19 protein-coding genes are annotated in these 25369 nt (G+C 34.0%); 10 read left to right on the top strand and 9 right to left on the bottom strand.

The window, feature by feature from the left end:
- Positions 1-421 precede the first annotated feature (421 nt).
- From rsgA to C1H87_RS19065, 6 genes are all read left to right on the top strand, one after another.
- On the top strand, positions 422-1486 hold the full coding sequence (gene rsgA / locus C1H87_RS19090) for a ribosome small subunit-dependent GTPase A (RefSeq protein WP_102757350.1): 1065 nt from the start codon (positions 422-424) through the stop codon (positions 1484-1486).
- A gap of 240 nt (positions 1487-1726) precedes the next feature.
- Positions 1727-2032, top strand: a complete 306-nt coding sequence (locus C1H87_RS19085) for an ArsR/SmtB family transcription factor (RefSeq protein WP_102758330.1) — start codon at positions 1727-1729, stop codon at positions 2030-2032.
- Positions 2033-2078: 46 nt separating this feature from the next.
- On the top strand, positions 2079-2315 hold the full coding sequence (locus tag C1H87_RS19080; RefSeq protein WP_102757349.1) for a thioredoxin family protein: 237 nt from the start codon (positions 2079-2081) through the stop codon (positions 2313-2315).
- Between the two features lie 38 nt (positions 2316-2353).
- Positions 2354-3331, top strand: coding sequence for a permease (locus tag C1H87_RS19075; RefSeq protein WP_102757348.1), 978 nt, complete (start codon positions 2354-2356; stop codon positions 3329-3331).
- An 18-nt stretch (positions 3332-3349) separates the two neighbouring features.
- Entirely contained in the window at positions 3350-3787 is a 438-nt protein-coding gene (locus C1H87_RS19070) for a nitrophenyl compound nitroreductase subunit ArsF family protein (protein WP_102757347.1), read from the top strand.
- Positions 3787-4491, top strand: a complete 705-nt coding sequence (locus C1H87_RS19065) for an aromatic aminobenezylarsenical efflux permease ArsG family transporter (RefSeq protein WP_102757346.1) — start codon at positions 3787-3789, stop codon at positions 4489-4491. Before C1H87_RS19070 ends, C1H87_RS19065 begins: the two co-directional genes overlap by 1 nt.
- Positions 4492-4753: 262 nt before the next feature.
- Here the strand turns inward: C1H87_RS19065 and C1H87_RS19060 are convergent, their stop codons facing one another.
- The 4 genes from C1H87_RS19060 to C1H87_RS19045 are packed head-to-tail and all read right to left on the bottom strand — an operon-like array spanning position 4754 to position 8669.
- Positions 4754-6085 carry a Gfo/Idh/MocA family protein gene (locus tag C1H87_RS19060; RefSeq protein WP_102757345.1) on the bottom strand — a complete coding sequence of 444 codons (1332 nt, stop codon included), beginning with the start codon at positions 6083-6085 and terminating at the stop codon, positions 4754-4756.
- A 37-nt stretch (positions 6086-6122) separates the two neighbouring features.
- Positions 6123-7079: a formylglycine-generating enzyme family protein gene (locus C1H87_RS19055; protein WP_102757344.1), complete on the bottom strand. Its 957-nt coding sequence runs from the start codon at positions 7077-7079 to the stop codon at positions 6123-6125.
- Complete coding sequence (locus tag C1H87_RS19050; RefSeq protein ID WP_102757343.1) at positions 7076-7678, bottom strand: YceI family protein; 603 nt, start codon at positions 7676-7678, stop codon at positions 7076-7078. The genes C1H87_RS19055 and C1H87_RS19050 overlap by 4 nt, the downstream gene beginning before the upstream one ends.
- A 34-nt stretch (positions 7679-7712) precedes the next feature.
- Positions 7713-8669, bottom strand: a complete 957-nt coding sequence (locus tag C1H87_RS19045; protein ID WP_158655285.1) for an FAD:protein FMN transferase — start codon at positions 8667-8669, stop codon at positions 7713-7715.
- A 362-nt stretch (positions 8670-9031) separates the two neighbouring features.
- Between C1H87_RS19045 and C1H87_RS19040 the strand changes: the two genes are divergently transcribed.
- A complete protein-coding gene (locus C1H87_RS19040) occupies positions 9032-11548 on the top strand; it encodes a LamG-like jellyroll fold domain-containing protein (RefSeq protein WP_102757341.1) in 2517 nt (838 codons plus the stop codon).
- A 154-nt stretch (positions 11549-11702) separates the two neighbouring features.
- Here C1H87_RS19040 and C1H87_RS19035 read toward each other — a convergent pair whose 3' ends face one another.
- The 5 genes from C1H87_RS19035 to C1H87_RS19015 form a co-directional block, all read right to left on the bottom strand.
- A complete protein-coding gene (locus C1H87_RS19035) occupies positions 11703-12689 on the bottom strand; it encodes an IS110 family RNA-guided transposase (RefSeq protein WP_102757340.1) in 987 nt (328 codons plus the stop codon).
- Between the two features lie 672 nt (positions 12690-13361).
- Positions 13362-15782 (bottom strand): DUF5703 domain-containing protein, encoded by a 2421-nt coding sequence (locus C1H87_RS19030; protein ID WP_102757339.1) that lies wholly within the window; start codon positions 15780-15782, stop codon positions 13362-13364.
- Between the two features lie 95 nt (positions 15783-15877).
- Positions 15878-17548: a RagB/SusD family nutrient uptake outer membrane protein gene (locus C1H87_RS19025; RefSeq protein WP_102757338.1), complete on the bottom strand. Its 1671-nt coding sequence runs from the start codon at positions 17546-17548 to the stop codon at positions 15878-15880.
- A 12-nt stretch (positions 17549-17560) separates the two neighbouring features.
- A complete protein-coding gene (locus C1H87_RS19020) occupies positions 17561-20890 on the bottom strand; it encodes a SusC/RagA family TonB-linked outer membrane protein (protein ID WP_158655284.1) in 3330 nt (1109 codons plus the stop codon).
- Positions 20891-21051: 161 nt separating this feature from the next.
- Positions 21052-22221 carry a FecR family protein gene (locus tag C1H87_RS19015; protein ID WP_102757336.1) on the bottom strand — a complete coding sequence of 390 codons (1170 nt, stop codon included), beginning with the start codon at positions 22219-22221 and terminating at the stop codon, positions 21052-21054.
- Between the two features lie 104 nt (positions 22222-22325).
- Here C1H87_RS19015 and C1H87_RS19010 point away from each other — a divergent pair, with 104 nt between their 5' ends.
- The 3 genes from C1H87_RS19010 to C1H87_RS19000 all read left to right on the top strand — a co-directional run bounded on the left by C1H87_RS19010 (position 22326) and on the right by C1H87_RS19000 (position 25329).
- Entirely contained in the window at positions 22326-22919 is a 594-nt protein-coding gene (locus C1H87_RS19010; protein ID WP_102757335.1) for an RNA polymerase sigma factor, read from the top strand.
- Between the two features lie 587 nt (positions 22920-23506).
- Positions 23507-24139 carry an RNA polymerase sigma factor gene (locus tag C1H87_RS19005; protein ID WP_102757334.1) on the top strand — a complete coding sequence of 211 codons (633 nt, stop codon included), beginning with the start codon at positions 23507-23509 and terminating at the stop codon, positions 24137-24139.
- Between the two features lie 137 nt (positions 24140-24276).
- The gene (locus C1H87_RS19000; RefSeq protein WP_158655283.1) at positions 24277-25329 is read left to right on the top strand and encodes a FecR family protein; all 1053 of its coding nucleotides are present in this window, start codon (positions 24277-24279) and stop codon (positions 25327-25329) included.
- Positions 25330-25369 lie beyond the last annotated feature (40 nt).

Raw genomic sequence — 25369 nt, 5'->3', positions numbered from 1 at the left:
TTTTAATTGTTTTGAAGCTATAATTGTCTTGGTAAAACATCCTTGTTGTACCTATAAATAATTACCTTTGTAGCATACTAATATTATTTTAAATTTTTATGAAAACATTTATTGTGGATGCGGGATTTAATCCGATTGCCTAATAAATAATTTTAAGTGAAGTAAAAAAGGAAGAAAACTTCCTAAATATATTTACCATCTAAACGCGTTTAACAACAACTTCTTTTTTTGATTGTTAAAGGGTTATTTTATTTACTACAACAGGATGGACAGGCAGTTGGATTTATAGCCTATTTTGAGAATTTTATATAAAGTAAAATGCATTATGTTTATAATGCCTTATTCGCTTTGTTTTATATTTTTTCATGTTAGAAAAATATTTTAATAATTAACAAACATATTTTCTTCCGCCACAATAGAAATGACACTATACGATTTAGGGTTTAATAAAACATTAGAACACCATAAAATTGAACAAAACCTGACTTCTTTTAAAGTTGGTAGAATCATTAAAGAACACAGAGAACGCTACATTATTAAAAACGATATTGCTGTTTTTGATGGTGAGCTTATTGGTAATTTAAGATACAGTGCAAATAACCGATACGACTTGCCTGCTGTTGGTGATTGGGTTGCATTTACAGAATACGATGATAATAAAGCTTTAATTTATGCCATTTATCCTAGAAGTTCTATAATAGAAAGGCAGGCTGTTGGTAAAACGGGGCAGGTTCAAATTATTGCTACAAATATAGATTTTGGATTTATTGTTCAGGCTGTTGATCGGGATTTCAATATAAATAGGTTGGAACGGTATTTAACTATTTGCAATGCATCGCATGTTACTCCTGTAATTATTTTAAATAAGGTAGATTTAATTACGGAAAGTGCCTTAGAAACAATTATAGATAACATAGCCCGTAGAATAAAAAACACCTCAATAATTACTTCCAGTAATTTAACAGAAGGATATAGCCAGATAACTAAACTTATAGAAAAAGGCAAAACCTATTGCCTTTTAGGGTCTTCGGGAGTTGGAAAATCAACCATATTAAATGCAATTGCGGGGAGCGTTCAAATGAAGGTTAACAAAATTAGCTCTAGTGTAAACAAAGGAAAGCATACTACTACACACAGAGCATTAATTGTTTTAAAAAGCGGTGGTGTGATTATAGATACTCCAGGTATGCGGGAACTAGGTATTGCTGATACTTTTGACGGTTTGGAAACTACTTTTGAGTCTATTCTGGAACATGCCCAAAACTGTAAATTTAAAGATTGTTCTCATACCGGGGAAAAAGGGTGTGCTGTAATTGAAGCTATTGAAAATGGTGACATCGACGAGGGTGCATACCATAATTTTAGTAAGATGGTTAAAGAAAAACAGCATTTTGAAATGGATGTATCCGAGCGTAGAAAGAAGGATAAGGCATTTGGTAAAATGGTTAAACAAGTAAAAAAGAGGCGTAAGGATTCGAAATTTTAGTTGATTTATTGAATTGAGATCCGGACTGTATTGCCAGAAATGAAAATGAATCCGGATGTCACGAATACACAAATAATAAGTAATTGAATCTCTTAGTAAATAAGCTAGTGTTTATTTGCTAAGAGATTCTTCATTTTGTTCTGAATGAACTTTTCAGATCTCTTTTTGTTAAAATTAAACGAGCATGACAAATGTCATCGTTTATGGGCTTCTATCCATCGTACATTTACGATAAAGAATATGAAGAGACATTTAGAGGATATAGAATACAGTGAAAACACTGAAGTTTTAGCCAAATTTGCAAAAGCTTTAAGCCATCCTACCCGTATTGCAATTTTAAAGCATCTTGGAGCTCAATCTTGTTGTTTTACTGGTGATTTGGTCGATGTGTTTCCTTTAGCTCAATCTACTGTTTCCCAACATTTAAAAGAATTAAAAAATGCCGGTTTAATTCAAGGCGAATTAAAACCTCCAAAAATAAAATATTGTATTAATCAGGAAAATTGGAACACAGCCAAGTCTTTATTCAATAATTTTTTTGATTGATTTTTTAAAACATATTGCTTATTGGCAGTAAACAAATTATAGAATTATGACTAAATCGATTAAAATTTTAGGAACGGGATGCCCAAAATGTAAAACATTAACCAACCTTGTTGAGGAGGTTGTAAAAGAAAATAATATTGACGCTACTGTTGAAAAGGTTGAGGATATTGTGGAAATAATGACCTTTAATGTTATGGTAACTCCTGCCATAGTTATTGATGATGTTGTTACCACAAAAGGTAGAATCCCATCCAAACAAGAAGTCCTGGAATTGCTTAACTAAAAGCTTTTTTAAATCATCATATTAAAGCTTCATCTTAAATGTTCGATTGGATACAAAATATAGCCAATTGGTTGGTATATGATATTTTAAAAATGGAAGCCAAAAACCATCTGGCTGAAGCTCTAAACTTTTTTATTTACGATACCACCAAGATTTTAATGCTCCTTTTTGTGGTAATCTTTCTTATGGGAATCGTTAATAGTTACTTTCCTATTGATAAGGTTAAAAACTACCTTTCGAGGCATAAGTTATATGGTCTGGAATATTTATTCGCGAGTCTTTTTGGCGTAGTAACCCCATTTTGTTCTTGTTCGTCGGTACCTTTATTTATTGGCTTTGTAAGGGGTGGAATACCTCTTGGTGTGACCTTTGCTTTCCTAATTACATCCCCTTTGGTCAATGAAGTGGCCATAGGTCTTTTTGTGGGGTTGTTCGGGGTCAAGATAACAATACTTTATATACTAAGCGGTGTATTGTTAGGAACTATTTCTGGTTTTATTCTTCAAAAACTGAATTTGGAGCATTTACTAACTCCCTGGGTTAAAGAGGTCTTAGCAAATGCACAAAGAGAGCAAGATAAATTCCTGAAGGAAAAACAACCTTTTATAAGGCGGCTTCCTATTATCTGGAATGAGGTCTTAAAAATATTAAAAGGCATTATCCCCTATGTTATTGTAGGGATTGCAATAGGTGGATTGATGCATGGCTATATTCCAGAAGGTTTCTTTGAGCAATATATGAGTAAAGAACATTTGTTTGCTGTACCTGTTGCTACGATTCTTGCCATTCCAATGTATTCCAATGCTTCTGGTATACTTCCTATTGTTCAAGTGTTAGTGGCAAAAGGCATACCATTAGGAACTGCAATTGCTTTTATGATGGGCGTTGTTGGTCTTTCATTACCCGAGGCGATGTTGCTAAAAAAAGTGATGTCGATTAAACTTATTGGTATTTTTTTCGGAGTAGTGACTCTTTGTATAATACTATCGGGATACGTATTCAATTTAATCTTATAAATTAAAAAACAAATAAAAATGAAATCATTTAAATTCTTATCAATTTTAACTTTAAGCTTGATCTTAACATCCTGTAATGGTCAAAATAAAAGCTCTACCTCAACCACAGATAAAACCATTTCTAAAATCGAGGTCGTAGATTTTCATTCCACGCATAGATGTATGACATGCAATGCCATAGAAGCAAATACTGAATACACACTACAAACTTACTTCTCAAAAGAATTAAAAGAAGGAAAAATAACTTTTCTGGTCATCAATGTAGATAAAAAGGAAAATGAAAAAATAGCTGAAACTTTTGAAGCTTCTGGTACATCTCTTTTTTTAAATGTTATCCAAAATGGCAAAGACAAGCATATTAATTTAACTGAATTTGCATTCATGAAGGGTAATGAAAAAGAGGCATTTGTAAAAGAGTTGAAATTAAAAATCGAAAACGAGTTAATGAATCTTTAATGGATCATTTGCAATCATTATTAGAAAGCACAAACTTACCTTTTTTATCTGCTTTGGTATTAGGACTAATGACGGCCATTAGCCCGTGTCCTTTGGCTACAAATATTACTGCGACAGCATTTATATCTAAAAATATATCAAGTAAAAAGAAAGTGCTTTTAAGTGGTTTAATGTATTCCCTTGGCAGAGCATTTAGTTATACAACCATAGGCTTAATACTTTACTTTGGGGCTAGTAAATTCCACATAGCACGCTTCTTTAATCAAAATGGTGAAAAATACTTAGGACCATTGCTTATCTTTATTGGATTGATCATGCTCAATATAATCAAACTTAATTTTTTAGGTCAATTTAGTTTTTCCAGCAAACTTTCGGAAACCTTTAAAAATAAAGGTTTATTAGGTTCTTTTTTAATTGGGGTTGTCTTTGCATTGGCTTTTTGCCCTTATAGTGGTGCATTATTTTTTGGTATACTTATACCCATGACCATATCTAACGGTAATGGTCTTTATTTACCGGTTATCTTTGCATTTGGCACTGGACTTCCTGTACTTCTTTTTACATATTTGTTGGCGTTCGCAGCTAATAGCATAGGCCTTTTTTATAATAGAATAGCAAAAATTGAAAAGGTTATGCGCTATGTTGCTGGTAGTGTTTTTATTTTGACAGGGGTCTATTATGTACTGATTTTTGCAAAAATTTAATCGTTCATCCTATGCTGTATCATGAACATCATATAAGTCCAGAAGACATTCCCTCAAAAGAATATCTGCCAACCTAAAAGACTTTTGGTTTTCGTTTTCCTTCTTCGGAAATAGAAACAATCGGCTTTTATAATACAACCCAACCTATGCTGTAAATAATAAGGTGATTTCGCGAAAGCGAAATCACCTCGTAACTAAGTAGGCGTGATTAGATTTTAAATAATTCTAATCACAATGTATTTCTTCTATTTGTTTTTAATTATTATATCACTTTCGTTTTACCGGGTACCGGAACCGGATAATCCCCATTTGCCAATGGTACAATTGGAGGTGTGCTGTTAAAGTCTGTTTCACTTGTATAATCAAACAATTTTATTTCTGAAGCAATAGCGTCTTCCCAATTTAAAGTTTTCCCAGACCATGCCGACATACGTCCAAATACCCCTGTCATGCACGAATTGGCGGCATAAAATGCTTCGTTTATGTATTTCTTCTTATGATAAATCGCTTCTAATAAAGTCTTTTGTACCGCACTATGTACCCCATGAAATTTCCCTTCGTATTCTTCTTTGATATCAAAAATCAGCTTTCCTTTATTGTTATAAGCCTTTGCATCATTTCCGGTAATCACAACTCTTCCTTTGGTTCCATAAAACCACTCGCCATTCTTGCTTGAACAATTTGGAAGGTTACGACTGTAACTATGAACAGATATGCCATTCTCGTACTTAAAGTTCGATGAAACACTGTCGAAACCACCAAGCGAGCCTGAGTATAATTTTTCTGGTGTTTTTCCTCCATGTGCTGTCACTGATAATGGATTATCCTGCTTCAATGCCCAGTTTATAACATCCAGATTGTGTACATGATATTCTATGATGTTACCACCACTTACCCATGAAAAGGAACGCCAATGTCTGTTTTGAAATTCCATTTCTGTCCACGAATCTTTTCGTGGTCTGCTTAAATCACCAATAGGCCCTCCAAACCAATAACATTCTGCCGAAAACACATCACCTATAGTACCATCATGAATCAATTCTACTATTTTTTGATAGCCTTGCGAATACCTTCTTTGAAGTCCTGCAGCCACATATCGTTTATTCTTTTTAGCTAATGCAGCTGTTTCCAGAATTTTTTTAAACCCATATGCATCTACACAAACCGGTTTTTCCATAAAAACATGTTTTCCTTGTTTAATGGCTTCTTCAAATATTACTGGTTTAAATGCGGCTGGTGTTGTTATAAAAGCAATGTCGCACAAAGCAATAGCTTCTTTAAATCCCTGAAGTCCAATAAACTTAGTCTTTTCTGTAACCTTTAATTGTGTTTTATCATCTACCCTGTCGCTTAATGCTTTGTACTGCTTTTCTATTACATCTGAAAACAAATCTGCCATGGCTACAAGTTCTGATGGCACACCACACCTAAGTGCATCTAATGCAGCACTTGTTCCTCTTCCTCCACAACCAATTAAAGCTATTTTAAGTCGATCCTGATTTCCTATTCCAACACTTGCTCCTAATACATTAGGTGCAGCTAACATCCCTGTTCCTGTAATTGCCGCCGATTTTATAAACTCACGTCTTTTCATTATATAATGTTTTATTGATTCCTAATTAGTATTTGTTTTATTCTAAAAATGAGGAGAAAAATTCCTCTGCCTCTTCTTCTGTAGGCTGCTTCAATGGTCGCACCAAACGAAAGCCTACAAATTCAGAATCTGTATTCCACCAAAAGCTTTTCGGGATTTGCGGATCACGTGCTTTCCAATCGTCTGTAGAACTTATTCTGTTAGATGTTCTACACCCCAAAGCATCATCCTTAAAAGAACCTCCCCTAACAGATCGCGGATACAAAGCATTTGGCATTCCCCAAGGCCCCTTTTCATGCTCTTTAATAGTTGCATAAAAATCAGCATAGTATTGATCTAAACACCATTCGGCCACATTTCCGTATATGTCGTACAAACCATTGGGGTTTGGTGCTTTTAGTCCAACCTCATGAAACTCACCATTCGAGTTTTTACTATACCAGGCATACTCCTTAAGTTTGCTTTTTTTCTTGCCGAAAAAGTAAGGCTTGTCAATGCCTTTCCCAGCCGCGTATTCCCATTCGCATTCTGTGGGTAAGCGATAAAAAACACCTGTTCTTTGATACAACCACCTGCAATACGAAAGTGCACCATATTGTGTCATTCCTACTGCGGGTTCTTTATCCTTATCTCCTAAACCTTTTGATGGATCCTCATATGGACTGGAAGGTCTGGAAATAACATTAGCGTTCATTTTTCCATCTGGTAATAAGTCCCGCGTGGCATCTCTAAAAAGAAAAAATTCGGCACGAGTAACTTCGAATGCCCCCATCCAAAAAGATTCAACCTCAACTTGTTTTCGCGGTAATTCATCGGCCTCTGCATTCTTATCCTTTGTTGATGCTCCAACTGTAAAAACACCTCCTTCTATGGGTACCATTTTAAATGTAACATCTGTTCCATCTATACTTTGGTTGTATGCTTTAAAATCACTCTGTCCTATTGTATAATGACACCACAGTACCATACAAAATAAAAAGCCAGTTATTCTCATTGTTTTATTGTCTTAGTAAAGGTTAAATCTAATTTAATTTCTATATCATCGTTTGTAGTAAGCTTCCCAAAAAATGCTGTTGGTCTCTCAATATCAAACATTGATAATTTCAAGGCCTTTTCCCCTTGCATTTTTAACGTTTTTTGATCGTTGCTAAATTCTCCCCTTACTTTAATGTCTACATTTTTTTCTACCCCAGCCATGCTCAAAATACCATGAAATAGTATAGTAACTTTATGGCCATCAACTTCTGTAAGTTCATTTGAGGTTGAAGTGTATGTCACCCTCGGATGTTGTTCAAACTTTAAAGCATTTCGAACTTTTTTGTCCATAATCGGCCCTCTTTCACTTACAATCTTATCAACTGGTATTTCGAAATTCAACTTCGAAATAGACTTAAGCCCTACTTCCAAAGGGGTTGAATCGTTTAATTCTAGTTCACAGTTATACCCTAAAGCCTCAAGTTCCCAATCGCTAACATTAGAAGCTCCTTTAACATGTATCTTTGTGTTTTCACCTAGTGTAAAAATGCTTTGCCCATTAAGTTGAAATCCGAGAGTTATCAACAAGACGGTAAAAATCATTTTCATTTTAATCATAGTTATATATTTTAATCTTTCGTATTCTTTTTTACTAATTCAGTGATTGTTCTATAAATGGAAATAATTTACTCTTTAGAATAATGCCATTGTTTGAGAAGATTATAAACTCTGAGTTTTCTTCTTTTTTTATTATAGTATTAATCGTTTTGGAATCTCGAACTATATTTAAAGCTGATGCCAAATAATCTGCAGTTGTGGCATCATTTGCAATTACGGTTGATGTATTGTTATGAGTAACCGGAGTTAAGGTTTTAGGGTTAACAATATGAGAATATTTACGTCCCTCTATACATCTAAATCTATAAGTACTTCCAGATGTTGCAATCGCTTGACCCGATAATAGTTTTACATTAAACTTTGAATTGTCGTCCGACGAAACACTTATTTCCCAATACGGTTTTTCTGGAGGGGCACCAAAAACTCTTATATCTCCTGCTGCTTCAATTAAAAAATTATTAAATCCAAGATTATATAAATGTTGATATACTTTATCAATAATATATCCTTTTGCGATGCCTCCTAAATTCACTTTTGAACTTTTACTTATTTCTAAGCTAAGTGAATCCAGCCTAAGCACAGCATTAGAAAATCCAATGGAAGTTCCAATTCTTTTCAATTTACGTTTTGTTGGTAATCGAGATGTCTTAGCTGCCTGATTCCAAATATCGATAACGGGTTGTATGGAAATATCAAAGTATCCATTGCTATTCTCAAAAGCCTCTTGAGAACGAGCCATCAACTTTACCAAATCGGCTGGCGGTGCAGTTAGTGTTTTATATGTATTTAATTTACTTAAGTAACTATCGTTTGAATAACTGCTAAATATTTCGACCAAAGAATCTACAAGTTGATAGGCTTTTTCTATTGGAGCTAATACCTTCTCCTCTTCTTTCTCATAAACAATAATTCGAAAATCGCCTCCCATTTTAACCTTGTTAAATTCAAAACGTTTTGCTTCTTCATTTACATTCGGAAATGAAAAAATCATGACAGCAAATTGAATTAAACCTATGTACTTTAGTACTCCTAATAACATATTAAACAAGTTCGAAAAGTTTGATTGTTAATTTTAATCTAAATGTAGTTTCATGATTATAAATAGCCCTTACATAAACCTTACAAAAGCCTTAAAAAACAAATCTAGCCCATACAAAAACAGCCATACAGCGCTGTTTTAATGCGACTTAAGAATTAATTTACTTTTTTAGATTAAATACCTTGAGAGGGCTTTTAGTTGAGTAAATTTTAAAGCATGTATTCCATTTAGTTCCGACTGGCTTATATATAATATATGGCTTATATTTGTTAGCCTCGTAAAATACTCGAACTACTATTTTAGGTGAATAAAAAATGAACCACCCGAACAAATACAGACATAAAAAAATTATTCATATTGCCTGCACCTTATTTTGTGTTCTGTTTTGTAAGTTAAATGTAAAGGCGGATAACATTACCGATTACTGCTTTGCCATTGGAGAGTTTACCAATATTAAAAGTTTAAATCGTTCTTTGCATTCTTTATTGGAGGTGCAAAATCCGGGACTTTCGTTATCACTAAAGAACGATACGGATAATAAGACCATAAATGTTGTGTTTAAGGACTCTTCTCAAGTCCCTTTTTCTGTTGTACTGAATAAAATTGGTGATTATCTGAAACAAAAAAACATGATATTTCCTTTATTCATTCATTATAATGGAAGTGAGGAAAATTTTGTTAGTGCATTAAACAAACAAAATCTTTTAAATCAAATATTTGTTCTACCTAAGAATAAAACATGGCCAGACATAAGCAACCTTTTATTAAATAATAAAAAGCTAGTTATTTTTAATACATCAGATAAATCGGTTGCGAGTAAGTATTGGGTAAATTTTGATGATCACGTTTACGAATATCCTGTCCACACTTCTGTTATATGGGAAGGGGCATCTGTACTGAGTAAAAATAGTAAAACACAGCAGTTCATGTCTCTTAAAAGTTTTGCTAGCCCTTTTTTTAAAGAAAAAGACTTACCCGATAACATATATAATTTAAGCACAAATGCATATTTTCTTGAACATTTCCTAGAGTGTTGGAAAAAAGCCGGCAAAGTCCCTAATTTTATTTTTTATTCAAACAACAAACCTGGGAATGTAATCCATAAACTAACTCCTTTGCTTAATGATCAACCAAGAGTGTATGGTACGGTAAGTTCTAATGGCGTTACACTATCACAAATAACCTGGAAACATAATGATCAATGCCTAACAGATGGTGTTTTTTCTTTTCCGATTGATGAAAAAGAAGACATTAACCTTACCCCTATTAAAACCGGGTACCGCTTTTCGCCTCAACCGTTACCATTACATATCGATCTTGATAAACAACATATAAAATTTGTTGGAGAACAATTGGGTGTTAATCAAGGGATTTCTGCTTATTATAAATTTGATAGTAGTCTGGAAAATTCAGTGTCTCCTTTTCAAAAACATGAGGGAGGCGTGTTTGTTAATGATCTTGAAAGAGGTTCTGTACTAAAATTTGAAAATAAGACATTTCTGGAATTAAGCCATGTAGAAAAATATAACATTGTAAATAATAGTTTTACAATAAGCATTTATGCTAAGCTTTCGAATAAAGGGAATTATCAAGATTATTGTATTCTGGGTAGCACCTCTAACTCGTACCGTAAAGGGCTTCATATAAATATTAGAAACGGGAAGCCTTATTTTGGTTTTTTTACCACAGATATTTCTTCTTCAGATACTTTACTACCGTCAAAATGGTATCATATCGTTGCTCGATATAATATAGATAATGGAGAACAGAGTATTTTTATTGATGGAAAAAAAGTTGGTGTATCGTGGAATCATCCTTCCTTTAATGGAAAAGGCCCCTTGCTTTTGGGGCATAGCATTAAGCAAAATAATTTCTTTGATGGTTTGCTCGATGATTTATATATATGGGATAGGGCACTTAGTGATGAAGAAATAAAAATATTGAGTATTAGGAATGTTGAAAATATAAATGAAGGAACACTATTAGACATAGTAATTGGAGTTTTTATTGTTATTCTGCTGCTAATCTTAGTTTTTCTAGTTTTTAAGAAAAACGTGTTTTCAATTAAACGAAAGCATGGTTCTGTTAATCCTTCTAATGCTTCTCCGCAAGGGTCCATTAATCTATTTGGTGGGTTTAAAGTCCTCAATGCTGTGGGCGAAAACATAACTTCATCCTTCACACCAAAACCCAGAGAGCTTTTTTTATTGCTACTTTTCAATACCATTAAAAACCCAAAGGGTATTGCTAAAGATGAACTCACACAGATTATATGGGGTAATTTAACGAGTTCGAAAATATCGAATAATAGAAGTGTTACTTTAAATCGGCTAAAAAAAGCATTAAAACACCTAGACGGAATTGATGTAGCTTTTGAAAATAATTTTTGGAAGCTGAGCGATATTTCAACCATTCCTTGCGATTACAAAGAAGTCGTTTCGTTAATCCAAAATAATACAACAACATTAAACAATCTTGTTCCTTATATAAAGAAAGGACGTTTTTTGCCTGTAGTGAAAAAAGAATGGCTTCTGGATTTTCGTACTGCATTTAATTTTGAGCTTATCGACAAATTAATTTTTCTGATAAAAAATAATAAAAGTGAAAACCAACCTGAACTCGTGTATTTTGCTTGCAACTATATTCTAGAATTAGACGATCAAAATGAAACAGCTTTGTTTTATTTAATACACAATATGGTTGACTCTGGTAGTAGCAACAAAGCGCGGTTTATATTTGATAAATTTTGTAAGACATACAAATCTGTAAATAATTCTAAATTTCCTTACGACTTCAATTCATTTTTACAAGTTAGTATAAATGAGTTTTAGCTCATAATTCTATCAAAACAACAGTCATATAATCATTTAGCCATAAAGTCTTTTATTATGGTGGATTGGGAGTTATTTGTTGTTGTTAATCAACATGAGTTCGATGTAAGAAAAATGATTGTATTTTAACGTGTTCTAAGATAAAACCAAATAATTAAGCTGCGAATTTATTAATCTCTACATAAGGTGAGTTTCTGTTAATCACGGCAAAGACTCTGGCTATTATTTTATTCCTTATAATGTTGATTGTACTCATTTTGTTTTTTCCCTGCTCGACTCTGTTCTGATAATATCTTTTAAGTTCTTTATTGTGGTTAATTGCAGCCATAGCTGTCATGTTCAAAATGTTTTTCATCTTCTTGTTGGCCAAATGGCTGATTCTGGTTTTTCCTTTAATACTGCTCCCCGATTGGTGTTTAAAAGGAGCTACACCACAATAAGAAGCAAATCTTCTATGATTTTTAAATCGTTTAAAAGCATCTGTCGATACAATAAAGTAACAGGCTGCCACAAAGCCTACTCCCTTGATGCTGGAGATCAATTGATATTGATTTTCGATCATTGCGTCGGATTTTATTAAAGCTAAGATTTGGGTGTGTATACTTTGGATTTCTTCGGAAAGCGTTTCTATAAGCCTTTGATGTATTCCAACTAATAAATCTGAATGATCTTGCCCTAACAGTAATTCCTTTAAAAAAGCTTTATAGCCTGCACGTTGTTTAACCATACGGTCCCTAAGGGTTAATAAGTCACTTACGGCTTTTATTAGTTGCCCCTTTGGCTGGCTTAGTTCAAGTTCCTCTTTTCGTAAATACGCATATTTGGCTATTAACCGGGCATCTACCTTATCTGTTTTGCCCCTGACTATTCCCATAGAACGCTTGATCTGTAGTGCATTCTCCATCACATAATTAAACCCATTATGCCAAAGAAAATCAGCTAGAGACCTGGAGTAGATCCCAGTGTTCTCAAAACAAACCAACAAAGCCTCCCTGGGTATCCCTTGTTTGCCCAACCACTCAATTAATAAAAGATAACCTTGACAGTCATTGGCGAAAACCTTGTGTTTGGACGAACAATGCAAATAAATGTCCAATGTCTTTTTACTAACATCTATCCCTAAGACTTCTCTGAATTTCATATTTTTACTTTTAGATTAAACAAAAATGTTGCGTTAACTAAGACCTTTAAAAGTCCTTAAAAACTAAAATTCTAATTGGTTCTTGCAACTCTAAAAGGAAAATAGAAGGGACTAATACGTTAAATAGATCTTTATCTAGTGAATTCGAAAGTTCACCCTTCTTTTTCCTTTTGAAATCTATTGATTTTTATCTTAGGCTAAACTAAAGGTGAATCTTGCTTAAGAATTCAAGGTGTTCCTCCCTTTTAAAAAGGGAAGTGGATCCCGATGAGATCGGGATTCGGAGGGTTATATTTGTTTGTTATTTTTAATAAAACGCCTCTTTCTTCCAATTTTTATCAAAATCGAAATTCATTTCCCGGCTTTAATTTAAAGAGGAGAGCACTGTGACAGTAAAAAAATAGTTCTGAAACAAGTCTGGGTCACACACCAACATAAATTCTCTTATCCATGATTCACGTTATTTTATTAAAAATAAACAACTTACGATTTATATCAAGAGCGCAATCGAAACCTATTTAAACTTTCAGGTTTTAATGACCTTTCGTTAAGCTTCGCTAGGTATCTTCAATATAAAATACATTTTATATTTCGATAATGCTCAAGGAGACAAACACTTTATATTATTGACTTTCACACCTAAAACAGGCTTGTTCTTATGTCGAACTCACGCTAATTTAGCACAACGACATCCTTTCTCCTGCTTTCGGGAGTTACTTTAAGTTCAATAAGTTTTCCATTTTTTAAGATGCCTTCTATGGTTGTATTTTTAGGTGCGTGAAGTTTAAAATCAACATCCCAATGTTTGGGCCAAGAAGGAAACAATAGGATTCTGTCTTCAAAACATTGCATCAACATTTCCTGCAAGCCAATCATTCCAGATCCTCCCCAATTATGATCAGGTACCCAATCATGTCCGGGGCCCCAAAAGGTAGGGAATCTACGTTCTGAGCTCATTAATTTTTTGGTATTGTAATCTTCTGCTTCTGCCGTCATCCCCATACGGGCAAAGAAAATACCATCCTGATGCCAGCTAATCACCATGTTCTTTGGAAACTCGCCATGCTTCCATGTGTTATGAAAAACCGTCATATCGTCTTTTCCCATATCGAATCTATTAAAAGGAAACAGCGGGTAGAATTGTGGGCATTCAGAGTTTAGATAAAATTTCCAGCTTTCAGCAGGTTTTAAAATGGTATCTCCCTTTACTTCATCATAATAATATCCAGGCAGTCTATCCAGATATGCTTTATAGTATTTCTTTTCTGCTGTGCTCACATAAGCTTCATCCAATTTTAATAAAGACGTTAAACAAGCTTCCAACCCGGATACTACATCTACAGGATCTTTTGCGCCCCGATAGGTTTCACAAGATGTGGATGGGTAAAACACTAATTTACCCGAGTCGTTCAACTCTTTACCTCTACGTATCTTTTCCCGCATACGATAGTGCTCATCGAAAAAGATTACAGATTGTTTTATAAAGGGTAAATATTTAGTAATATCCTTACCTGTATAGCGGTGATATTCCATGATCATGTACGCATTTTCCAATTGGGACTCCCAATGGTAAGAAATAGCAGGATTAGCCATAACACCCTTTTCTACGATACTATTATATCCTTTTGCGCCATTTGCCCGTTCATCTCCCAGAGCCACTTCTGTTCCTCTTTTTCGAGATCCTTCCGACCATCCGTAACCAGCACCCAATGCTAATCCCGGTACATTAGTATACTCACTATAAACAGCACCATCATGACCAAAATGTTCCTTTACTCGAGCTTTTGCTCCTGGCAACCCTTTACGAAACAATTCGAAATGAGGTAGAATAGCATCAAAATCACCCGTTTTTAGCATCGGCCAATGAATTAACCTCTGGTTCTGAGCTGTAAAGACGCCACCGCCCCATGCACGAAAATCTGGACCGAAATCTCTTCTTTTTTCAATTAATCCAGAATCTACAGTAAAGTTTCCGCCGTTAAACCTTGTAGGGTACTCCCCAAAGGCATTGCATCCCAATTGATAACGAAATAATTGATAGTTACGTGCTATTACCCATGCTTTATCCTTTTTATCAGGTGTTTCGGGCTTAATGAAAATATGACTTCTGGACCAAAACTCATGCCACCATGCTTTAGAAGCACTATAGGCTTGTTCTGTATTCTTAGCTATTGGATCCATTAATATCTCATCCAAACCTTTTTGCCAATTTTCTACAGTATTTGTTTGTGAGATATGGGAAACCAATTTAATATGATGCTTTTTTTTCTTTTTCTTAGAAACCATATGCCACGCGGTAAAATGCTTACCTTGATATTCGTCAGTGGTGGTTTTTGATGCTATAAAACCATCGCCGTAAAGCATACCTCCAAAAATACGTCCTTTAAGATCGTCTGTTATCTCTGCTTTATATGCCTCTAATCCTTGCTGTTCAATTAGTAGGTCTGGAAGCAATTTATCATCTGGATTACGATGGTAAAAAACAATATGTTCTTTTTGCTGTTCAACATCATCTTTAGAAAGCAAAACTTTCCCAGGATAGCTATCTAAATTAAAGGTAGAATGTCTTCGACCATCGTTGGTGATAACTTCATCCTTCATTCTCCAATTTTCATAAGCAACATCTACTTTAATCTTTTGGTTTGCTTCAACCTCTATGTGAACCATAGGCCGGTGAACATCTACCCATATACGCAATGTTGACTTTAATGTTTTTCCTTTGTGTTGTTTTTCTCCTTGAATCTCTATATAACCATCGTGAAGCTTTAACTCCTGACTAAACTTATGGTGATCTCCACGAGCTGAAAAAGGATTTGGGCTTAATTTCACACGTACACGACCTAATTTTAAATATTCGTTGGTCTCTGCAATACTCCCACTTCGTTGTACATATAATATTAATTCGCCATTTTCTACCCATACATTACATCCAATATCTCCGCCTCCAACGGGCATAGATTCTGCACTGTTTTTACTTTGTTCATGCCAAACAACATTGTACGAGTCAAGATTAGTACACTTAGGCTGAGCAGAAACGCCCTTTGTGCTTATAAAAAAACACAGTAATAGTAAGGGTATTCTTAATTTTTTCATATTAAATTTTATTAAAAAAAATGAGACTTGAACAGGTCAAGTCTCATCTTCACTACTAAATCGAACCAACTCAAAATAATATAATAATTACAAATTTAGTATCCTATATTTTGTTCTAAAACTGCTTCGGTATTTCGTTCAATTTCAGAATTTGGTATAGGCCATAGATTTTGGTGATCGTTAATGTTATTAGATGCAAATGTTCCATTATGCATAGGGTCGTACATTCTCACTCTCTCTACAATATTCCCCATTCGCATTAAGGTTAAAAGACGTAGTTCTTCTCCAAAAAGTTCCCTAGCGCGTTCATCGAGAATGTAATTCATATCTACATCTGCTGCATCTACTAGAGGAGCATTTGCTCGTGTTCTTACGGCATTTATATCATTAGCCGCACTACCAGTATCTCCATTAAGCAAATGTGCTTCTGCTCTTAGTAAATAGGTCTCAGCTAATCGCATTAAATAGCGATCACGGTAAGAATGATTTGCATCATTAGTATTTAAACCAGTTACTGGATCTGCTACGACTTCTTCAGGGAAATTACCTAAAGGAGCACCTTTTGCAACGATGACGTTCCACCATCTATCAAAAGGGTCTCTATTGTCTTTAAAATTTTGGATTGCTCCACTAGCTACAATGGGTTGCCCAAAAAAGGTAGATGCGGGGTTGTTGGCAACTATATCGCGAATAATGTTATACTCTGAGTTTCTCATATCGTTTGCATTACCACCTGCCCAAACATCAACTAGCCAATATTCCGTAGGAGCCCACCAACCTATGCCACGTCCACCAAAATTCTCATTAGGTCCTGTGAACAAACTTTCTCCGTTATTATCTTCTAGTTGCCAGTACAAGGGCATTAAAAACCTAGGTAAGTTATCTCCGTTACCTCCTCCTGGAGTAAGGTACTCATATTGACTTACCCAAATACTTTCGGTATTGCCAGAGCCTCTATTTTGGTTACCTCTTCTAAAAAGATCCCAATACACATCTCCCGGTTCTGTACTTCTAGACCCAAAACGATTCTGCATTAATGTAAATCCTGAGTTATCGATAACTTCTGTAGCAGCAGCAATGGCTTTAACATAATCTTGTACTATAATGTACATTTCTGCTAAAAGATGATTTCCTGCTCCTTTGGTTACTCGCCCATCTGCCACTTCATCTGTTCCAGGTAAATTAGGAATAGCCTCAGTTAAATCCTGAATAATCAAATTCCAAACATCTTGCCTAGGGGCTCTAACAAAATCTCTTTTTGGGCTTGTAGTCTCCTCTAAAACAATAGGTACGCCTCCAAAAATAATACCTAATCCTCTATAGGCCCAAGCTCTGAAAAACTTGGCTTCGGCTATATGTGCCGCTCGTTCCTGCTCAGAACTATACGCTACAGCATCTATTCTTCCTATAATAACATTCGTATTAAAGATAATTTTATAAAATCTGTCCCACATCCAATCTACTTCTCCAGCTTCTGGAGTCACTTTATCTGCCCAAGAGTTTAATGCATGGGTCGGCGCTATGGCATCATACGCATAATCTGCAGTATACTGAAAAATAAAACTGTTATCGGTATTTTCGAATAACATAACTCTTACATTCTCGTGTAACTTAGTAATTGCTGCTTCTATTTGTACTGGTGAAGTATATGAGTTTCCAGGAGAGTAAAAATCGAATGCTTCTTCCTTTAAAAAATCTTGTTCATCACAAGAACCTGCAGTGATCAAGATTAAACTAATCCATATTAATTTTCTTAAATTTTTCATAATCACACTTTTTTAAAATTCTACATTTAACCCTAATGAATAACTTTTCATTGTAGGCACACCGCCTGCTCCGAAACCGGCGCCTGTTTCCGGGTCCCATCCGTTCCACTTGGTCCAGGTATAAAGGTTTTTACCGCTAATAAATAATTTAGCGCTGCTAAGCCCAATCATGTCCTTTACCTTATTTGGAATATTGTAGGATAGCGTAACATCTTGTAGTCTAACAAAACTTCTTGATGAATATGGTCGTCCACCAAATTGTGAACCGGTATCCAACCTTCTGTATCGTGCATTCGGATTTTCAGGAGTCCAAAAGTCGAAACCTCCGCTAGGGATGTTAGTAAAGGATAACTGTTCCCTTACTGAGTGAATAGCATCATCTCCTAAATAATAATTATCGCCTCCTTGAATAGAGTTAATAAATGCATAAAAAGTGAAATCTTTATAAGTAATGGTATTAGCTATACCAAATCTATATGATGGATCGGCATACCCAATAACTCTTCTATCGTCTAATGAAGAAATGTCGCCATCTCCGTTTAAATCCCCAAGCTTATATGTTCCAGGAAAAAAACCATCTGGTAAATTTCCATTGGTCTCATCTGCTATTTGCCACATCCCTATAATGTCATAATCGTAAACAACATTTTGAGGTTCTCCTATAAATAACCGGTTTCCAACTAAATCATCTTCTTGCCCATCGTTATCGCTATCATTAGAAGGTCCTAAAATAGAGACTATTTCATTTCTTACTCTATTGAAATTAAAAGATGCATTCCATTGGAAATCATCATTCTTCACGATGGTTCCATTTAAAGTAAGCTCAATTCCATTATTAGCTACCTCGGCAATATTAGCATTAATACCACTAAAACCACTTGTTCTAGGCAGTGCAATACCAAAAAGAATATTTTCTGTTTTATTATTATAATATTCAATGCTACCACCAAGTCGAGAATCCATGACCTGAAAATCAACTCCAACATTAAGACCTGTAGTAGTTTCCCATGTTAACGTATTACTTGCCAAACTGGTAATAGATTGTCCTTGCGATGGGGTTGCTCCATCTCCGAATACTACAGATGGGTCAGATCCTACTCTAGCAAGCGTTTGCAGTCGTTCAATACCACGTCTACCCGATTGTCCATAAGACCCTCGAAGTTTTAAGAAATTTAGCCATGAAGAGTCATTGGCAAAATCTTCTTCGGTAAGCACCCAAGCAACCGCTCCAGTTGGAAATACAGCAGTTTTGTCATTTACACCAAAACCAGAGAAACCGTCGCGACGTACCGTACCTGTTAAGAAATATTTGTTTTTGTAGTTATACAAAACTCTTGCCATTTGGTATAAACTACTTTCTTCTTCTTTTCTCGTTTCTATTTTGTTAAGTGTAGGGTCACCAGCTTGCAATCTGTTATACCCCAAAATGTCTAATTCAAAGTTACTGGCTTCTGAATCTGTAATATTGATATGTCTTTTTTCTATACCATATAATAACGTAACATTCAAATTATGGACATCGTTAAAACTTTTTCTATATGAAACAATATTATCCAAAGTTTGATCCCAACCAATTCTATATTCTTTAAAACCCAATCCTGTTTGACTAGCTCCAAAAGCATCAAAATTGAATTGATTTGTAGTACGATAAGCATTTGAATAATTCATTCGGTAATTAAGGCCATCTATAGGTAAATCAATATCTGCATACAATGTACTTGATAGGTTTAACCGTATATCTGAATTGTCTTGTTGAAGTACAAGAAAAGGGTTAATTCCATCTACCGGAGCAACAATAAATTCTCCCTCATCATCTCTTATAGGTGCCCACGGTTGTACACGAAATATATCTCTTGAAGTGGGACTAACTCCTGAGTAATCACTAACAACGGCATAGGTTTGTGTCCCTATTTTTAGCCAATCGTTTATTTTTGATTCTAAATTTACCCTAAAGTTATATCTGGTATAATCATCACCTACCAGAAACCCTTTTTGGTCTGTAATACCAGCAGATACGAAATAACTAAAGTTCTCTCTTTTTTGCCTAATACTAATATTATGCATGTTTACGGTACCATTTCTTGTTAGCTGATCCCACCAATCTACATCTATGCCAGCATTATACCCGTCTCTTAAAAAAGTACTTTTTAGATTTCCTGAAAAATCATAATTAGGATCTCGTTGAAGATAATCGGGAGCTATTCTCGCTCCTTCTTGCCAGAAAATTTCCGGATAAAACTCTTCATATTCTGCCGCACGCATTGGGCGCATTTTATTGGATGGGCTTTGTATTGAATAACTTGATGTATAGTTTATTATAGGTTTTCTATTTGAAGTATCTCCACTCTTAGTCGTTATTACTATAACACCATTTGCTGCCTGTGATCCGTAGATTGCTGCAGAACTGGCATCTTTAAGCACATCTATTGCTTTAATATCAGAAGGGTTGATATCAACCAAACTTCCTCTATATATTATTCCATCCAATACAATAAGTGGTAAATTTGTATTCGACTCGTCTGTAGCCGGGTTTCGGTCATCATTATTATGCAACGTATTTCGTCCTCTTACAGATATGACTGGGTTTGAACCGGCAGAAGTTACTGCACTTATGTTAACACCAGCAATAGCTCCTTGTAATGCTTGAACTATGGAAACATTAGTGGTCTCAAGAGCATTATCTAAATTGGCACTTGCTACAGACCCTGTTAAATCTTTTTTCTTCACCGTGGCTCCATAACCAATTACTACAACTTCTTCTAAAGACGATACAACCTCTCTAAGAACAACATCTATCTGAGACTGTCCGGCTACCGGTATTTCCTGAGTAGCAAAACCAATGTAGGATATTACCAAAGTTGCATTATCACTAGAAAGTCCTAATGAATATTTACCATCAAAATCTGTTGTAACGCCATTGGTTGTACCTTTTTCAAGAATAGTAGCACCTGGTAAGGGTTGTCCATTTACATCATTAATAGTACCAGATACTTCGTGGCCTTGTTGTACACTTACTAAACCAGATGAAGTGGTATCCTTTTCCTTAATAATAATGGTATTATTGCTAGTAAACTCAAAAAGCACGTTATCGTTAGAAATACTTTCCTTCAATAGTTTATTGGCTCTAATCACTCCCTTTTTTAATTGTACTTTGGGGAGGTTTTTAAAAAGATCTTCATGATAAATAAACTCATAATCTGTTTGATCGCTGATCATCATAAAGATCTCGTCCACAGTTACCGTCTTATCAGTATCTATAACAATTTTAACATTTTGGGATAGAACGTTATTGGGGGTAACACCGAATCCTGAAAAAAAACATAAGAATATGAATGTTCTCATAATGATCAGTAAAAGTCTTTTTCCTAACGGAAAGCAGACATTGGTTAATTTAATTTCCATAAATTTGCATGGTATTAGTTAGTTAAACATTTAATTAATTGATCGACTTGAGAGGGAAGACTTATTCGCGGTCGCATGCAGATAGTTCTATCCCTCTTTTTTTATTTTAGTATTACTTTTTTTCCTTTTATTTCATAGGCATTTATATAATTTGTGTTTTTAATTAATTGTAATATTTTTTCCAGATTTTGACGCTTACCTAGCTCTCCTATAAATTTAGCTTCTTCGAGCGATTTGTTTTCAAATTCAAAATCTACATCATACCATCTAGATAGTACTTTGGTGATATCTTTTAGTGACTTACCTTTAAAAATGAATTTGCCATTAACCCAAGCCGTTACAACTTTTACATCAACCTTTGCTATATCTATACTGTTGTTTGCAGTATTCAAACTTGACTGTTCATTTGGTTTAAGTGTTTGCTTAGAGGTCGAAGTGTTAATCACCACCCTACCTTCTACCAATGTGGTATAAATAATTGTTTCATCCTTATATGCTGTTACATTAAATTCTGTTCCTAACACCTCAATTTCTTGAGATTTATTAAATACCTTAAATTTTGAACCTTCATGTTTGGCACTTGGAGACACATCAAAATAGGCTTCTCCATATATCAACTCCACTTGACGGGGCTTTCCAGCTTCAAAGCTTACTGGGTACTTTAGTTGAGATTCTGAATTTAACCATACTTGGGTACCATCAGACAACTTCACAGCGTATTGACCTCCTCTCGGAATTGTTAAATAGTTATATTCTATTTTTTCAGCGCTTTTACTCTCTGTGTCATATACTATTTGTTTGCCATTACTATTCAAATTTTTTGTTGCGAACACAGCATCTTCATCCAATTCAATAAAAGAACCATCTTCTAATGTAAGGATGGCTTTATCTGTGCCCATTTCTATAGGTTCTTCAACAACCACAGAAGGCGTTTCTATGGGCTCTTCAAATAAATCATTTCTAAAGATATAGGTAGCAGCCAAAACTCCTATAATCATTGCTGCTGCTGCATACTTAAATATATTATTGCCCTTATGTTTATTATAGAAAATACTTTTTTCTTGTTTTATGCGACGTATTATATTTGCTTTCGCCCTCTTTTTATCATAGTTGCTCATCGTCATTTTTATAAAAGCATTCGTCTTTATGAATTCAAAAAATAGGGCCTCATTCTCTGGGTTACTGATCCATACTTCCAATTGTTTGAGTTCTTCAAGATCAGCCTCCTTTGCTAGAAATTTTACAATTAATTTCTCAATATTTATATTCACTTTTTCATAACATTTATACTCTTATAACGAAACTAAAATTGCTGTACCACCACTTTTTGTAAAAAAAAATTAAATTTGTTAAAATAAAAATTCTCTCTAACCCTTTGAAAAAGCAGTTTTTAAGTCAAAAAAAACTTATACGATCATTAAGAAAAGGTAATACTCATGCCTATACTTATCTCGTAGAGCTTTACTATGAAAAGCTATGTGATTACGCGACTAATCTGGCCAGAGATGATTTTAAGTCGGAAGATATTGTGCAAAATGTAATTGTTAGAATGTGGCAACAGCGAGAAAAATTAAAAGCTGACATTTCGATTAAAAATTATTTATATAAATCTGTTTATAACGAATTTGTTGATCAATATCGAAAAGAAATTGCCATTACTGCATTAGAAAAAAAATATATTGAAGGTTTAGATTTCGTGACTATGGTGAAAGATGAAGATGAGACCAAAAGGATAATGCACTTCATAAATAAAGAAATAGAACAATTACCCAATAAGTGCAGAGAAACCTTCTTATTAAGTAAAAAGGAAGGACTCACTTATATTGAAATTGCAGAATTTCAAAACGTATCCGTAAATACAGTTGAAAAACAAATGGTCAAGGCCTTTTCTATTCTTCGTAAAAGAATGAAAGAAAAGATGATTTCTTTGATGTTTTTATTGTTTAGAATGAAAAAGATCAATCCGTAATTTATATATCTTCCTAAAAAGCAGCAGAACGGATTCACAAAAGCTACTGTATTACAAAAAGTTATATCGATAAAATTTATATAGTACTTCTTCTGAGCAACACCTTATTCACAATAATCTCTGGAGATATATTCAATATTATTTTATAAAATAACTCAGCTAGTTATTTATTGGTACTAGCAACAAATAGCCTCGTTTTTTATAATAGAATTACAAAAAATTAGAAAAATATTGTGCTACATTACTAGAACCTCCTTCTTTAACAAAGGTTAATACATTTTAAGTTTTGCGGAAACTATATCATAAATTTAAAAATATCTATGCCTAAAGAATTTATAGCCGTAAATAAAAAATCTGAAGTATTAAATTAAAACACAATCCTAAAATATTTACAAAAAATATAAAAGTAAACGATGAAAAGCATTTTTTTATTAATTATGTAACACAACTATGTTTCAATGGATTAATTTTTAAAAAAAATTATGATATTTGCCAACATGAAGGGGTAAGAACTTTAACACGCTATTAACGCAGAATTGTTACAATGTAGTTTAAAGGTATTCAAAAAAACAAGTACGTCTAAACTAATGAAAGCAGATAAAAAAGCATATCTAGAACATAATCTGTCTGATAGTATTATTTGGGCAAAAATAAAGCAAGGAGACACTGGTGCGCTAGGAGAGTTATACGATCGGTATGTTGACGATTTATTTCTTTATGGTTTGAAGCAAACCAAAGAAAAAGACTATATAGAAGATTGTATTCATGACTTATTTCTGGATTTGTACAAATACAAAGCAAAATTAGCCGATACGGATAATGTAAAATACTATCTGTTAAAATCCTTAAAAAGAAAAATAATTAAAAAATATAATAAAAAGGTGGTTCCTATTCAAAGCGACGATTCACTTTCCATTCTACAATCTTCTACCAATAGTATAGAATCTGAAGAATCTAAAATTATTAACTCAGAGTCCATACTAAAACAAAGCATGATGCTCGAAGGTGCTTTAAAAGAGCTAACCGAAAAGCAAAGAAAAAGTGTTATACTTAGAATAGTTGAAGATATGCCTTATGAAGAAATTGCCCAAATAATGGGCATTTCCGTACCTTCTGTTAGAACTAATATTTATAGAGCTTTAAAACTTCTAAGAAAGTCCCCCATCTTATTTCTAATCTTTACAGCTTCCGGAATGTCATTCATTAAATGGCTTTTTTAAGCTTGTGTTAATGCCTTATTAAATTTTTCTTAAAAAAAATTAAAAAAATTTGTCTATAAACAAAGTATAAGGTGCTTATACTAATAACAGCTCCTTGATAAGTCAAAAAAGCGGCTATTAATCTTATTATGGACACTATGAAAAAAGATTCTTTAAAAAATATAAATCCTCAGCCTTTTTCCGAACAGGAAAAAAAGCAGTTGAAGGAGCGAATCTTTCATTCTATACATGCCTTAAACAGGAAAAAACGCCGACTTCAATATACTCTAAAAATAGCTGCTTCAATTACTGTTTTAATGGGAACTGGCCTATACATTATGTACAATAATGAAAAACCATCTATTACAGACTTTGTAAAATCTTCAAAGGGCATTAATGTTAACGAATCCAATAAGGTAACACTTATACTAGCTAATAACGAAGATGTAAATATAGAGGGTGACTCTACTTCGATAAGCTACTCTAAAACTGGCGAAAAAGTAAACATTGGCAATTCAAAAACAATTGCCCAAAAGACTTCCAAAAACAAAAAAGCTGCTTTTAATACTGTATTGGTCCCATATGGCAAGAGATCGAAAATAAAGCTTTCAGATGGTAGTTTGGTATGGCTAAATTCTGGTTCTAAATTAATATACCCAGCTCTATTCGAAACAGATAAACGAGAAGTTTACTTAGAAGGAGAGGCCATTTTTGATGTTACCCATAATGCAAACAGTCCTTTTATGGTACTATCTCAAAACCAAAAAATTAAAGTATTGGGTACAGTATTTAATGTAAGTAGTTACCCTGATGAAGATAATAATTTTGTTGTACTAGAGAGTGGAAGCGTTCATATAACTTACGATGAAAACCTATCGAACAAAAGCATGACTATTTCGCCAGGCACGAAGGCCAATGTTAGTATTAAGACCAAAAAAGTTAGTTCTAAAATAGTAGATGTAAATCACTATTTCGCTTGGAGAGATGGAATTTTAGTTTTGAAAAAACATGACCTTCAATATATCATGAAACGTCTCTCCAGATATTACAATGTCCCTATTACGATACAAGACAAAGACTTGGCTAAACAAACATTTACTGGGTATCTCGATTTAAAGGAAGACGTAGAAAAAGTTATCGAAATAATTTCGAAAACTACAGATTTAAAATATAAAAAGATAAACCATAATCAAATTAATATAACCAATTAAAATACAACTACATGACATAAAAACACAAAATCAATAAAAA

Origin of the sequence: Flavivirga eckloniae, from assembly GCF_002886045.1 — a bacterium.
Taxonomy (GTDB): Bacteria; Bacteroidota; Bacteroidia; order Flavobacteriales; family Flavobacteriaceae; genus Flavivirga; species Flavivirga eckloniae.
The sequence above is the reverse complement of the archived record's forward strand: the minus strand, read 5'-3'. Positions and strand labels throughout refer to the sequence as shown.